At 70.8% G+C, this 14,014-nt stretch carries 11 protein-coding genes; 7 read left to right on the top strand and 4 right to left on the bottom strand.

Going from position 1 to position 14,014, the window contains the following annotated elements; translation table 11 throughout:
* The first annotated feature begins 1 nt into the window (after window position 1).
* The 6 genes from ACFC14_RS17570 (at window position 2) to ACFC14_RS17545 (ending at window position 8,913) form a co-directional block, all read left to right on the top strand.
* On the top strand, window positions 2-3,337 hold the full coding sequence (locus tag ACFC14_RS17570) for a serine hydrolase (protein WP_376107493.1): 3,336 nt from the start codon (window positions 2-4) through the stop codon (window positions 3,335-3,337).
* Window positions 3,337-4,470: a M20 family metallopeptidase gene (locus ACFC14_RS17565; protein WP_376107490.1), complete on the top strand. Its 1,134-nt coding sequence runs from the start codon at window positions 3,337-3,339 to the stop codon at window positions 4,468-4,470. The genes ACFC14_RS17570 and ACFC14_RS17565 overlap by 1 nt, the downstream gene beginning before the upstream one ends.
* A gap of 2 nt (window positions 4,471-4,472) precedes the next feature.
* On the top strand, window positions 4,473-5,336 hold the full coding sequence (locus ACFC14_RS17560) for a GNAT family N-acetyltransferase (RefSeq protein ID WP_376107487.1): 864 nt from the start codon (window positions 4,473-4,475) through the stop codon (window positions 5,334-5,336).
* Window positions 5,333-6,439 (top strand): o-succinylbenzoate synthase, encoded by a 1,107-nt coding sequence (gene menC / locus ACFC14_RS17555; RefSeq protein WP_376107484.1) that lies wholly within the window; start codon window positions 5,333-5,335, stop codon window positions 6,437-6,439. The genes ACFC14_RS17560 and menC overlap by 4 nt, the downstream gene beginning before the upstream one ends.
* A 124-nt stretch (window positions 6,440-6,563) precedes the next feature.
* On the top strand, window positions 6,564-8,234 hold the full coding sequence (locus ACFC14_RS17550) for a helix-turn-helix domain-containing protein (protein ID WP_376107481.1): 1,671 nt from the start codon (window positions 6,564-6,566) through the stop codon (window positions 8,232-8,234).
* Between the two features lie 217 nt (window positions 8,235-8,451).
* The gene (locus tag ACFC14_RS17545) at window positions 8,452-8,913 is read left to right on the top strand and encodes an Lrp/AsnC family transcriptional regulator (RefSeq protein WP_376107478.1); all 462 of its coding nucleotides are present in this window, start codon (window positions 8,452-8,454) and stop codon (window positions 8,911-8,913) included.
* A 10-nt stretch (window positions 8,914-8,923) separates the two neighbouring features.
* Here the strand turns inward: ACFC14_RS17545 and ACFC14_RS17540 are convergent, their stop codons facing one another.
* The 3 genes from ACFC14_RS17540 to rsmA are packed head-to-tail and all read right to left on the bottom strand — an operon-like array spanning window position 8,924 to window position 11,788.
* Window positions 8,924-9,856 (bottom strand): 4-(cytidine 5'-diphospho)-2-C-methyl-D-erythritol kinase, encoded by a 933-nt coding sequence (locus ACFC14_RS17540; protein WP_376107475.1) that lies wholly within the window; start codon window positions 9,854-9,856, stop codon window positions 8,924-8,926.
* 7 nt (window positions 9,857-9,863) lie between these two features.
* Window positions 9,864-10,931, bottom strand: coding sequence for an L-glyceraldehyde 3-phosphate reductase (gene mgrA / locus ACFC14_RS17535; protein ID WP_376107473.1), 1,068 nt, complete (start codon window positions 10,929-10,931; stop codon window positions 9,864-9,866).
* Window positions 10,928-11,788 carry a 16S rRNA (adenine(1518)-N(6)/adenine(1519)-N(6))-dimethyltransferase RsmA gene (gene rsmA / locus ACFC14_RS17530; protein ID WP_136040836.1) on the bottom strand — a complete coding sequence of 287 codons (861 nt, stop codon included), beginning with the start codon at window positions 11,786-11,788 and terminating at the stop codon, window positions 10,928-10,930. Before rsmA ends, mgrA begins: the two co-directional genes overlap by 4 nt.
* 67 nt (window positions 11,789-11,855) lie before the next feature.
* Between rsmA and ACFC14_RS17525 the strand changes: the two genes are divergently transcribed.
* Entirely contained in the window at window positions 11,856-13,121 is a 1,266-nt protein-coding gene (locus tag ACFC14_RS17525; protein WP_376107469.1) for an MFS transporter, read from the top strand.
* Here ACFC14_RS17525 and ACFC14_RS17520 read toward each other — a convergent pair.
* Window positions 13,100-13,993, bottom strand: a complete 894-nt coding sequence (locus ACFC14_RS17520) for a TatD family hydrolase (protein ID WP_376107466.1) — start codon at window positions 13,991-13,993, stop codon at window positions 13,100-13,102. The two genes, ACFC14_RS17525 and ACFC14_RS17520, sit on opposite strands and share 22 nt — an antisense overlap.
* Window positions 13,994-14,014: the final 21 nt, after the last annotated feature.

Here is a 14,014-nt window from a genome sequence, read left to right as displayed (position 1 = left end):
CATGAACCGTGTCACCGTCGACGACCTGCTCTCCGTCCGCACCCCTGAGCAACCCGCACTGTCACCCGACGGCGACCGCGTCGTCTTCACCCTGCGCACCACCGACCGCGACGGCGACCGCGACACGCGCGCCCTGTGGCAGGTGCCCGCCACGGGCGGTCAGGCGGCACAGCTCACGCAGGGCACAGCCGACTCGACCCCGGTATGGAGCCCCGACGGGACGCAGCTGGCGTTCTTGCGCGCACAGGACGGCCCGGCGCAGGTGTGGCTGCTCCCGGCCGGCGGCGGCGAGGCCCGCGGGCTGACGACGCTCCCCCTCGGTGCCGGAGCACCCGTGTGGAGTCCGGATGGCACGCGCATCGCGTTCACCGCTCCCGTCGACAGCGCCGCTCTGCCCGGAGAAGGGGCGGAGACGATCCTCGCCCGCCGCTCGGCGCCGGCGGCGACCGATCGACTCGGTTACAAGGCCGACGGCGCCGGCAACCTCGGCACTCTCGTGCAGCAGCTGCACGTGGTCGACGTGGCATCGGGCGGCGTCACCGTGCTCACCCGGGGGCACTCGCATGCGAGCGAGCCCTTCTGGTCGCCGGACGGCACGCGCCTCACCTTCTCCTCGGCGGCCGCGGAGGACGCCGACCTGACGATGCGCATCACCGTGTTCACGGTCTCCGCGTCCGATCCGAACAGCGCTCCGGTGCCGGTCGGCCCCGCCGACGTGCAGGCCGCTGCCGTGGGATGGACTCCGGACGGCGCCCACATCATCGCCGCGGGCCGCACCGACACCGCGGTGGGCAACGCCGCCCTGCTGCTGTTCCCGCTCGACGGCGGCGCCGTGCGCAGCATCACGGGTGCGCTCGACCGCAACGTGATGCCGGGCGGCCCCGGCTACCCCGGCGGCATGCCGCAGTTCGACGGTGCGGGGAACCTGGTGTTCTGCCTGCGCGACAACGGATATTCGCACGTGCACCGGATCGCGATCGACGGCTCGGGCGCGACGCCGCTCGTGGCCGGCACTGCGAACGTCTCCGGCCTGTCGGTCGTCGGCTCCGCCGCCGCGATCGTTCTCGCCACTCCCGACTCCTTCGGCGACGTCGCACTCGTCGACCTCGCCGACGGCACCACCCAGACGCTCACCTCCTTCGGCGGGGTCGCCGACCTCGACCTCGTGCCCGCGGAAGAGCGGCGCTTCACGATCTCCGATGGCACGGTCGTCACGGGCTGGCTGCGCCGCGACCCCGACGCCACGGGCCCGCTCCCGCTGCTGTTGGACGTGCACGGTGGTCCGCACAACGCGTGGAACGGCGCCGCCGACCTGATCCACCCCTACCACCAGGTGCTCGCACGCCGCGGCTGGGCGATCCTGACGCTCAATCCGCGGGGCAGCGACGGCTACGGCGATGCGTTCTTCCGTGCCGTCTCCGGCGGATGGGGCATCAACGACCGGAACGACTTCCTCGAGCCGATCGACGAGCTCGTCGCCGAAGGCATCGCGGATCCGAAGCGCCTCGCTGTCACGGGCTACAGCTACGGCGGGTACATGACGTGCTATCTGACGTCGCGCGATGACCGCTTCGCCGCGGCGATCGCGGGCGGCGTGGTCTCCGACCTCTCCTCGGTCGGCGGCACCTCCGACCTGGGGCACTTCCTCTCCGGCACGGAGAACGGCGGTCTTCCGTGGCGCGATCGAGAACTCCTCGCGGCGCAGTCTCCGTTCACCCAGGTCGACAGGGTCACCACGCCCACGCTGATCCTGCATGGCGCCGCAGACGACCGCTGTCCGGTCGGACAGGCCGAGCAGTGGTTCACGGCGCTGCGCGAGCGCGACGTGCCCACGCGGCTGGTCCTGTACCCCGGCGGCTCCCACCTGTTCGTGCTGTCGGGTCCGCCCTCGCACCGCGCCGACTACTCGCGGCGCGTCATCGACTGGGTCGAGCAGTACGCCCCGCCGGCCGGAAAGCCCGTGCGCGCCCGCCTCGACGCCCGGCACTGGCAGCAGCGCCTGAGCGCGCTGGCCGCAGCGCACAAGGTCCCGGGTGCGACGCTCGGCATCCTGCGCCTCGGCGAGGAGCCGGTGTATGCGCATCACGGCATACTCAACGTGCGCACGGGCATCGAGACCACCGACGACTCCGTGTTCCAGATCGGCTCGATGGGCAAGGTGTGGACGACGACCGCGATCATGCGCCTCGTCGATCAGGGTGTGCTCGACCTCGACGCCCCGGTCGTCTCGTACGTTCCGGAGTTCTCCTCCGTCGACCCCGAGATCACTCGCACGGTCACACTGCGCCACCTGCTCAACCACACGAGTGGGATCGACGGCGACGTGTTCACCGACACCGGCCGCGGCGACGACACCCTCGAGAAGTACGTCGCCCACCTCGACGGCGTCGCGCAGAATCACCCGGTCGGCGCGACCATGTCGTACTGCAACTCGGGCTTCTCCCTCGCCGGCCGCGTGATCGAGAAGGTCACCGGCACGACCTGGGACCAGGCGATGCGCGACCTCGTGTTCACGCCGCTCGGACTCACCCACTCCTCGACCCTCCCGGAGGAGACGATCATGTTCCGGGCGGCCAGCGGTCACACCGTGGTCGACGATGACGGTCCGCACCTCGCGCCCGCCTGGATGCTCCCGCGATCGATGGGCCCGGCCGGGCTCATCAGCTCCACCACGGCCGACGTGCTCGCCTTCGCCCGCATGCACCTGGCAGGCGGACTAGCCGCCGATGGGACGCGCGTGCTGTCCGAGGCCGCCGTGGCGCGGATGCAGGAGCGCGAAGTGGACATGCCCGACCCGTACTCGCTCGGCGACGCGTGGGGCGTGGGCTGGATCCTGTTCGACTGGGACGGCCACCGTCTCTTCGGGCACGACGGAAACACGATCGGGCAGGCGTCGTTCCTGCGCATCCTCCCCGAGGAGGGCCTCGCGGTGACGCTGCTGACCAACGGCGGCAACACCCACGATCTCTACGTCGAGCTGTTCGGCGAGATCTTCCGCGAGCTGGCGGCGCTGAAGCTACCGGCCGGCCTCACTCCGCCCGACGAGCCGTTCACGGATGACTTCTCCGAGTTCGAAGGCGTCTACGACCGCTCCGGCGTGCGCACCGAGATCTTCCGCGACGACGACGGCCTCCGCATGCGCACGACGATCAACGGGCCCCTCGCCTCGCTCCTCCCCGACCCGGTGCAGGAGCATCCGCTGGTGCCGGTGCGCCGCGGCGAGTTCGTGATGCGTACCGAGGGCGAGCAGGCCTGGCACGCCGTGGTGTTCTACTCCCTCCCCACCGGCGAGCGCTATCTGCACCACGGCGTCCGCGCGGCGCCGAAGGTGTCGTGATGACCGTGCAGGCGGACGTGGACCTCGACCTGGTCCTCGCCGACATCGAGACCCTCGTCTCCTGCGAGTCGCCGTCCGACGACCTCGACGCCGTGGCCCGCAGCGCCGATGTCGTCGCCGCCCTCGGTGAGCGCCTGCTGGGTGCCGCGCCGGAGCGCATCGTGATCGACGGACGCTCCCACCTGCGGTGGCGGTTCGGTGATCCCGTGGTGCTGCTCGTGGGCCACCACGACACGGTGTGGCCGCTCGGCTCGCTGCGGCGGCTCCCGTTCCGCATCGACGACGGCGTGCTCCGCGGCCCCGGGTGCTTCGACATGAAGACCGGTGTCGTGATGGCCCTCCACGCCGTCGCCGCGCTGCCTGACCGCACCGGTGTCAGCATCCTGATCACGGGCGACGAGGAACTGGGGTCTCCCTCCTCCCGCGAGCTGATCGAGCAGGAGGCGGTCGGGTGCGCCGCAGCGTTCGTGCTCGAGGCCGCGGCCGGCGGCGGTGCCGTGAAGGTCGCCCGCAAGGGGGTCTCGCTGTACCGGATGCACGTCGGCGGCCGAGCGGCGCACGCGGGCCTGGAGCCCGAACGGGGGGTGAACGCCGCCGTGGAGGCCGCGCATCTCCTCCTCGCGGTCGCCGAGCTCGGCGACCCGGCGGCGGGCACCAGCGTCACACCCACGCTCCTGCATGCTGGCAGCACCACGAACACGGTGCCGGCCGATGCGGAGTTCGCCGTGGACGTGCGCGTCCGCACGCTCGCGGAGCAGGACAGGGTGGACACGGCTCTGCGTGCCATCCCGGCCACGCTCCCCGGCGCCACGGTGCGCGTGGAGGGCGGCCCCAACCGTCGGCCGATGGAGCCCGAGTCCTCGGCGGACCTGTTCCGCGAAGCGGTGGCGATCGCCGAGCAGGCCGACCTGACGCCGTTCGAGGGCGTCGCGGTGGGCGGAGCATCCGACGGCAACTTCACCGCGGGGCTCGGAGTGCCGACGCTCGACGGGCTGGGAGCGGTGGGGGGCGGAGCGCACGCCGACGATGAGCACGTCGTGGTGGCGATGATTCCCGAGCGCATCCGGCTGCTGCAGGGGCTGATCTCCGCGGCTCTGGCGGGTCGAGAAGCACCGGTCGGAGAAAGGGCATGAGCATGACGGATGCAGCCGCATACAGCGCCTCGCCGGAAGAGGCCGCGGACGCGGCGAGCGCCGCCGCGTCGAGGGCGGGAGTGGAGATCCGGCTGCTTACGGACGTGACCGACTTCGCCCGGGTGGCCGACCTGTTCCAGAACATCTGGACCAAGCAGGGCGAGACCTCCCCCGTGAACGTCGAGACGCTGCGGGCGCTGTCGAAGGCCGGCAGCTACGTGGGCGGCGCGTTCGAGCACGACGAACTCGTCGGCGCCTGCTTCGGCTTCTTCGCAGCTCCGGATCAGCGCGCCCTGCACAGCCACATCGCCGGCGTCTCGGCGCGGATGCGCGGACGCAGCGTCGGCTTCGCACTCAAGGTGCATCAGCGCGCCTGGGCGCTCGGGGAGGGACTCGATGAGATCTCCTGGACGTTCGATCCGCTCATCAGCAGGAACGCCCACTTCAACCTGGTGAAGCTCGCCGCGAGTCCCACGTCGTATCACCGGAACTTCTACGGGCACATGGCCGACGCGCTCAACGGCACCGACGACACCGACCGCATGCTGGTGACCTGGTACGTGCGGGATCCCCGGGTCGTCGCCGCCTGTCACGGGGAGCCCGCGCCTGCCGACGACCACGACGGCGCGACGCTGCTCAGCGTCGGCGAAGACCTCGGGCCGATGCGGCATCGCACCGAGGCACGATTCGTGCGGGTGGCGCTGCCTCGCGACATCGAGGCCCTGCGCCTCACGGAGCCTGCCCGAGCGTCCGCCTGGCGCCTGGCACTGCGCGAGACGCTCGGATCTGCGCTGGAGGGCGGAGGGCGTGTGCTCTCGTTCGACCGCTCCGGCGCGTACACCATCGACAGAGGAGAACAGGGATGAAGCTCACCGGATTCGAGCTGCGTGTGATCGAGATGCCGCTGGTGTCGCCGTTCCGGACGTCGTTCGGCGTGCAGACCGTGCGCGAGGCGCTGATCGTGCGCGCCGTCACCGACGAGGCGGAGGGCTGGGGCGAGGGCGTCGCGATGAACGATCCGCTGTACTCCTCCGAGTACGTGGAGGCGAGTGTCGACGTGATCACCCGGTTCCTGCTGCCGGCGCTCGCGCAGGTGAAGGATCTGGATGCCGGCGGTGTGGCTCCGGCGCTGGCGAAGTTCAAGGGGCACCGCATGTCGAAGGCCGCCGTCGAGCTCGCGGTCTTGGACGCCGAGCTGCGGGCCACGGGCGTGCCGCTCTCCCGCGAGCTGGGTGCCGTGCGCGACCGCGTCGACTGCGGGGTCTCGATCGGCATCATGGATTCGATCCCGGAGCTGCTCGACGCGGTCGACGGCTACCTCGACGAGGGGTACGTGCGCATCAAGCTCAAGATCGAGCCCGGCTGGGACCTCGAGCCGGTGCGTGCGGTGCGCGAGCGCTTCGGTGACGACGTGCTGCTGCAGGTCGATGCGAACACCGCCTACCACCGGGGCGACGCCCGGCACCTCGCGGGGCTCGATCCGTTCGACCTGCTCCTGATCGAGCAGCCGCTCGACGAGGAGGATCTGCTCGGCCACGCCCAGCTCGCGAAGGCCATCACGACCCCGGTATGCCTCGACGAGTCGATCGTGTCGGCGCGCGCCGCAGCCGACGCCATCGCCCTGGGCGCCTGCTCGATCGTGAACATCAAGCCGGGGCGCGTCGGCGGATACCTCGAAGCCCGTCGCATCCACGACGTGTGCGTCGCCAACGACATCCCGGTCTGGTGCGGCGGCATGCTCGAGACCGGGATCGGCAGGGCGGCGAACGTCGCACTCGCGGCGCTGCCCGGCTTCACGCTCCCCGGCGACACGTCCGGCTCCGGCCGTTACTACTCGCGCGACATCACCGAGCCGTTCGTCGTGGAAGACGGCACGCTCGCGGTGCCCACCGGGCCGGGGATCGGCGTCACGCCGGATACGGCTGCTTTGGACGCGGTGACCGTGCGCACCGAGTGGATCACCTTCTGAGAGCGGACTGACCTCCCACGTGGAGCATGACGTTCCTGTCGAGGTCGACGAAGAGTCGATACGATTTCGTCGTGCTCCACAGATCGCTCCCCGCCGGTCGCGGCCTAGCCTGGGCCCCGTGCTCATGTCCGTGACGACAAGGCCCCGCGCCAGCCTCGGCCGGGTCATCGAAGACCTCGGCAACACCCTGCTCGAGGTGGTGAGCGGCGCGGCCGACGTCGACGCCGAGATCGAGACCGTCGTGATCCACGATGTCCTGGACGACACGATGCCCATGCGCGGGGCGCTCGTGCTCGGCGTCGGCCTGAGCGATCCGGACGAGATCGCCGAGCTCCTGCAGGCCCTCGCCGCCCAGCACGCCTCCGCGCTGGTGCTGCGCGCGCCGGTGCGAGCGGAGCAGCCGGTGCGCGATGCCTCCGAGGCCACGGGGATCCCGGTCCTGGCGCTCACCCGTGGAGCCTCGTGGGCGCAGTTGGCGGCCATGCTGCGTTCGCTCATCGCCGAGGGCGATGTCGGCGATCAGGCGGCCACGACACTGGGCGGGATGCCGTCGGGCGATCTCTTCGCCCTCGCGAATGCGATCGCCACGCTGCTGAACGCCCCGGTCACGATCGAGGACCGCAACTCGCGGGTCGTCGCGTTCTCCGGCCGACAGCACGAGGCGGATCCCGCCCGCATCGAGACGGTGCTGGGTCGGCAGGTACCGGAGCGGTTCTCGCGGCAGCTGGAGGAGCGGGGCGTCTTCCAGGAGCTGTACCGCAGCGAGGACCCGATCGACGTCGGCCCGGTGCACAACACCGAGGGGCTGCCCTCGTTCCCCCGCGTCGCGCTGGCGGTACGCGCCGGCGACGAGATCCTCGGCTCGATCTGGGCGGCTGTGCAGGAGCCCCTGTCCCCCGATCGAGTGCGCGCGCTGAAAGACTCCGCCGGGCTCGTCGCACTGCACATGCTGCGGCTGCGCGCCGGTGCCGATGTCGAGCGCCGGCTCCGCGCCGACCTGCTCGCCACGATCCTCGAAGGCGGTCCCGGTGCCGCGGATGCCACCGCCCGGCTGCGCCTCAGCGACCATCGCTGCGTCGTGCTCGCGCTATCGGCGGCAGAGGAGACCGATGACGAACCGTCCGCCGGCGCCCGCGGGGTGGCCGAACGGCAGCGCATCGCCGACGCCTTCGCCGTGCATCTCGGCGCCGTCTACCTCCGCTCCGCGGTCGCCGTGATCGGCAACGTCGTCTACGCGGTCGTCGGCATCCGTCCGGAGCAGGACGACTCGGATTCCCGCCCCGAGCACAGCGATGCGGACAGCCGCGCCGCACGCGTCGCGACCGACTTCCTCGGGCGCCTGGGGGCGACCAGCGAGATCCGGATCGGTGTCGGCACCGTCGCCGGCGATGCCGCCGGCATCCCGTCCTCGCGGGCGAACGCCGACCGCGCCCTGCGGGTGGCGCGGCAGGCGCCGTCGCGCGAACCCGTCGCGCGCTTCACGGCGGTGCAGATGGAGGCCCTGCTGGTCGAGCTGGGCGACCTGGTCCGCGCCCGTGGCGACCAGCCGACCGGCCCCGTCGCACAGCTCCTGGCGCAGGACCGGGAGAAGGGCACTCACCTGGTGGAGACGCTGCGGGCCTGGCTCGACGCCTTCGGCGACGTGGCCGTGGCGGCCGGCCGGGTGTACACGCATCCCAACACGTTCCGGTACCGGTTGCGCCGGCTGTCGGAGATCAGCGGGCTGGACCTGACCGACCCGGAGGCGCGGTTCTCCGCGATGGTGCAGCTGCGGCTGCTCGTACCCGGCGACTGAGGGGACGGGGCCGGCTGAGGCTCGTGGCCCGTCGCCGTCGACACCCGGCGTGTGCGGCTTGTGGCCTTCCGTCGAGTGCGCGTGATGTCCGCTCGTGGCCGACATCCTGCGTTCTGACACATATCTCACCACGCGATGCGCATTCAGACCATAGAGTGATTTCCGATTGATCGATCCGATCAATCTTGACCGCGCGAGAAAGGCGATGGTGATCGAAATGGCTACTCTCGACGAGACCGACCGGCGGATCCTCGGAGTGCTCGACACGGACCCCCGACGGCCGGTCGCCCTGATCGCGCAGGATCTGGGCCTCGCCCGCGGCACCGTGCACGCTCGGCTGGACCGACTCGAGTCCGGTGGATACCTGCGCGCGCACAGCTCACGCATCCTCCCGCAGGCCCTGGGCCGTGGCGTCGCGGCCTCGATCCTCGTCGAGCTCGATCAGCACAAGATCACCGCCGCGATCGAAGCGCTCAGTCGCGTACCCGAGGTGCTGGAGTGCTTCGCCCCCGCCGGCGACACCGATCTGCTGCTGCGCGTCGTCGCGAAGGACCCGGACGACCTCTACCGCGTGGCCGAGGTGGTGCGCCTGTGCCCCGGCATCCTCCGCACCTCGACGAGCCTGTTCCTCCGCGAGGTGATCCCCTACCGGGTGAGCGCACTCCTGAACGCGGAGTAGCGCGCGGCGGTCAGCCGATGACGCGGGCGCCGGGGACGGGACCGTGCACGTGCAGCGGGTCGAGGCCGACCTCGCGCAGGGAGGACTGCACGTCCTGCGCCGTCTCGGGGTTCGGGCAGAGCAGCGCGACCGTGGGCCCGGAGCCGGACACGATGCCCTGGAGCGCCCCGGCGGCGATTCCCTGACGGATCGTCTCGGCGAGGTCGGGCCGCTCGTACAGCGCGGCGGCCTGCAGGTCGTTGTACAGCGTCTCGGCGAGCTGGGCCGGATCGCCCGTCCGCAGGGCCTGGAGCACCGGGATCGGCACATCGAGCGACAGCGGCGGGTCGTCGGCGAGGGCGCCCTCCTCCTCCCGAATGAGGTCGAGGCGCTCGTAGACCACCGGAGTCGAGAGACCCTGGTCACTGGGCACCAGGATCCAATCGAAGCGGCCGCGTGCGAGCGCCGGATTGAGCTGATCGCCACGGCCGGTGCCGACCGCCGTGCCGCCGTGCAGCGCGAACGGCACATCGGCGCCGAGACGGGCGGCGAGGTCGTGCAGCCGCGCCGGCGAGAGTCCCGTGCCCCACAGCGCGTCGCAGGCGACCAGAGCGGCCGCGGCATCCGCCGACCCTCCGCCCATGCCGCCGGCGACGGGAACGCTCTTGCGGATCTCGAGGGCGACGCCGCCCCGGTGGTCGACGGCGAGCGCGAGGAGCTTGGCGGCGCGCATCGCGAGGTTGCGGTCGTCCAACGGCACGGAGCCGATGTCCTCCACACCGGAGACCGTCACCGAGAAGTCGTCGGCCGGCCGCGCGATCACGTCCTCATACAGCGAGACCGCCTGGAAGACCGTCGCCAGCGCGTGGTAGCCGTCGTCGTGCCGCCCGCCGACCCCGAGGTAGACGTTGATCTTCCCCGGGGCGCGCACGTGCACGGAATCGGTGAACGCGGCGTGGCTCATGATCGGATCACAGCTCCGAGGACTTCGCCCACAGGTTGACGTCGATGGCACCCGCGAGCTCGTCGATGCGGGCCAGCTCCTCGGTCGTGAAGGCCGGACCGTTCACGGCCGCGATGTTCTCGTCGAGCTGCTCCGGACGCGAGGCCCCGATCAGCGCGGACGCGACGACCGGATTGCGCAGCGTCCACTGCAGCGCCAGCTGCGCGAGCGACTGGCCGCGGCCCTGCGCGACGTCGTTCAGCGACCGCAGGGTCTGCACGGCCTCATCCGTGAGGCGGCCGTCCGGCAGCGAGCCGCGCTTCTGCGCGCGCTCGGCCGTGCCGTCGCCGAGGTACTTGTCGGTGAGCAGCCCCTGTGCCAGCGGGGTGAAGGCGATCGCACCCAGTCCCGACTGCTCGAGGGTGTCGGTCAGGCCGTCTTCGACCCAGCGGTTCAGGATCGAGTAGGCCGGCTGGTGGATGACCAGCGGCGTGCCGAGCTCCTTCGCGACGGCGACGGCCTCGGCCGTGCGCTCGGCGCTGTAGGAGGAGATGCCGACGTAGAGGGCCTTGCCCTGGCGTACGAGCGTGTCGAGCGCGCCCACGGTCTCGGCGATCGGCGTGACGGGGTCGACCCGGTGCGAGTAGAAGATGTCGACGTAGTCGAGGCCCATCCGGGTCAGCGACTGCTCGGCGCTCGCGAGGATGTACTTGCGGCTCGCGAAGTCGCCGTAGGGCCCGGGCCACATGTCCCAGCCGGCCTTCGACGAGATGATCAGCTCGTCGCGGTACGGGCGGAGATCCTCGGCGAAGATGCGCCCGAAGTTCTTCTCGGCCGAACCGTAGGGCGGGCCGTAGTTGTTCGCCAGGTCGAAGTGCGTGATGCCGCGGTCGAACGCGTGGCGCAGCAGGGCGCGCTGGTTGTCGAGCGGGATGTTGTCGCCGAAGTTCCACCACAGCCCGAGCGAGATCGGGGGCAGGTACAGACCGGACGTGCCGACCTGGCGGTAGGAGAACTGCTGATAGCGGCTCTCGTCCGCCGCATACGGGCGGTGCAGCTCGGGGACATCGGGACGGAAGCGGGGGGAGTCGGTCACGGTGCCAGATTAGTCCCTGGTGCCTGTGCGGCGATGCGCTGGTAGTCCTCGACCGTGAGGTCTTCCCCGCGGGCCGTCGGCGCGACGCCGGCGGCGATCAGCACCTCGGAGGCGGCTGCCGAGCTGCCGAAGATGCCCGACAGCGCCTGGCGGAGCATCTTGCGACGCTGGTTGAAGGCCGCATCGACGATCTGGAACGTGCGACGCCGCTCCTCCTCCGTGCCGCGTTCCCCCTCGGAGCGGTCGAAGCCCACGAGCAGGCTGTCGACGTTCGGCACCGGCCAGAACACCTGGCGCGAGACGTTGCCCGAGAGCTTCCACTCGCCGTACCAGGCGGCCTTGACACTGGGCGAGCCGTAGATCTTCGAACCCGGCTTGGCGGCCAGCCGCTCGGCGACCTCGGCCTGCACCATCACGACGCCGCGCTGCAGGTACGCGAAGTTCTCGAGGAAGTGCAGCAGCACCGGCACCGAGACGTTGTACGGCAGGTTCGCCACCAGCACGGTGGGCTCGCCGGGCAGTTCGGTGATGCGCAGCGCATCCGCATCGACGACCGTGAGCCGGTCGGCCTCGACTCCGTGCTCGGCGGCGGTCTGCGCGAGGCGTGCCGCGAGGCGGTGATCGATCTCGACGGCGGTGACGGATGCCCCGGTCTCGAGGATCGCGAGGGTCAGGGAGCCGAGCCCCGGGCCGACCTCGACCACGCGCTCGTGCGGCTGCACACGGGCGGCCTGCACGATCTTGCGGACGGTGTTCGCGTCGGTGACGAAGTTCTGGCCGAGCTTCTTGGTCGGAGTGACGTCGAGCTCGGCGGCGAGTCGGCGGATCTCGGTGGCGCCGAGCAGGGTGACGGTCATCCTGCCATTGTCCCCTACTCTCCCGGTGTCCCCCGCCGATGTCCCCCGCCCTCTGTAGTGTTCTCTGGTGCCTTCTCTCGGTGAACTCGTCGCGCCTCGCCGCATGGGCCGCGATTTCCGCTGGCTCCTCGCGTCGTCGTGGACCAGCAACATCGGCGACGGCGTGGCACTCGCGGCTGCGCCCCTGCTGATCGCCTCGATGACCTCATCACCGATCCTGGTGGCGGCCGGCGCGATCCTGCAGTTCCTCCCCTGGCTGCTGTTCGGCCTGCACGCCGGGGCGATCGCCGACCGCTTCGACCGACGCCGCCTGGTCATGTTCGCCAACGCCGCACGAGCCGTCGTGCTCGCGGCGCTCTGCGTGTTCCTCATCACAGGCGTCGCGAACATCTGGATCGTGCTCGCGGTCGCATTCCTCTACGGCACCGCCGAGGTCTTCGTCGACACGGCGGGCAGCACACTGCTGCCGATGCTCGTGAAACCCGCCGACCTCGGCATCGGCAACGCCCGCCTGCAGGCCGGGTACCTGGTCGCGAATCAGTTCGCCGGACCGCCGCTGGGGGCCTTCCTGTTCGCCGCGGGCACCGCCTGGCCGTTCCTGCTCGAGGTGGTGTGCGTGGGCTTCGCTGTCGTGCTCATCTCGCGCATGGCGAAGACGCCGGTCCCGCCGCGTGAGACCGACACCCATCCCCCCGTGGACACCGACATCGCCGAGGGCATCCGCTGGCTGTGGCGCAACCCACCGGTGCGCATGCTGGTGATCATCATCCTGGTCTTCAACATCACCTGGGCCGCGCCCTGGGGCGTGCTCGTGCTGTACGCGACCGAACACCTGCACATGGGCGCGGTCGGCTACGGCGCGCTCACGACGGCATCCGCGGCGGGCGGCATCCTCGCCACCCTCAGCTTCGGCTGGCTGGAGCGGCACGTGTCGTTCGCGACGCTGATGCGGGTGGTGCTCTCGCTCGAAGTGCTCATGCACCTGTCGTTCGCGCTCACCACGACCGGCTGGGTGGCCCTGGTCATCATGTTCTTCTTCGGCGCCTACGCGTTCGTGTGGGGCACGATCTCCACGACCGTGCGGCAGCGGCTGGTCCCCGCCGAGCTGCAGGGCAGGGTCGCCTCCGTGAACATGGTCGGGGTGTTCGGCGGCATGGTCGTCGGCCAGGCCCTCGGCGGCGTGATCGCCCAGGTCTGGGGTCTCACGGCACCCTGGTGGTTCGCCTTCGTCGGCGCGGCACTCACCCTGCTGCTGGTGTGGAAGCCGATCTCGCAGATCGTATCGGCGAAGCCGGTGGACGAACCGGAGAGTCAGTCGGCGAACGAGCCGTAGACCCGCAGGGTGTTCTCGGCCAACTGGGCGCACAGCTCATCGACCTCGATACCGAGCTCAGCTGCCATGAAGCGCACGGTGATCGGCACGAGGTAGGGCGCGTTCGGGCGGCCGCGCAGCGGCACGGGAGTGAGGAACGGCGCATCCGTCTCGACCAGGATGCGGTCGAGCGGCGTGACCTTCAGCGCATCCCGCAGGTTCTGCGCGTTCTTGAACGTCACGTTGCCTGCGAAGGAGAGGTGATAACCGGCATCGGCGCAGATGCGGGCCATCGCGTCGTCGCCCGAGAAGCAGTGGAACACCGTGCGCTCCGGGGCGCCGACGCGGTCGAGGGTCTCCAACACCGCGTCGTGCGCGTCGCGGTCGTGGATCTGCATCGCGATGCCGTGCTTCTTCGCCAGGGCGATGTGCGCCTCGAACGACGCGAACTGCGGCGCCTGCCGCTCGGGCTCCGTACGGAAGAAGTCGAGGCCGGTCTCGCCGATCGCCCGGGTGCGCGGGTGCGCGGCGAGCTCGTCGATCACCTCGATCGCCTCATCCAGCCCCACACCGCCGAGACGGCCCGCCTCGGCGTACGTCGGCGCGTCGTTCGGATGGATGGCGACGGCGGCGAGCACGCGCGGATCGGATGCCGCGGCCTCGACCGCCCACCGCGACGACTCGATGTCGCCCGAAGCCTGGATGACGCCGGCGATGCCCACGGCCGCCGCCCGATCGAGCTGCTCGGTCAGCGACAGCGGGTCATCGCCGTCGACGATCTCCAGATGCGCATGGTTGTCGTACACCGGGACCGCGAGCGGCTCGGGGGCCGCCGGATACTTCAGATCCTTGCGTCCGTCGCCGTCACGGCGCTGCACATACGTGCCCGACATAGACGTACCCGACCTCTCCGT

Source organism: Microbacterium sp. NPDC055988 (assembly GCF_042269505.1).
In the GTDB taxonomy this organism is placed as follows: Bacteria; Actinomycetota; Actinomycetes; order Actinomycetales; family Microbacteriaceae; genus Microbacterium.
The sequence above is the reverse complement of the archived record's forward strand: the minus strand, read 5'-3'. Positions and strand labels throughout refer to the sequence as shown.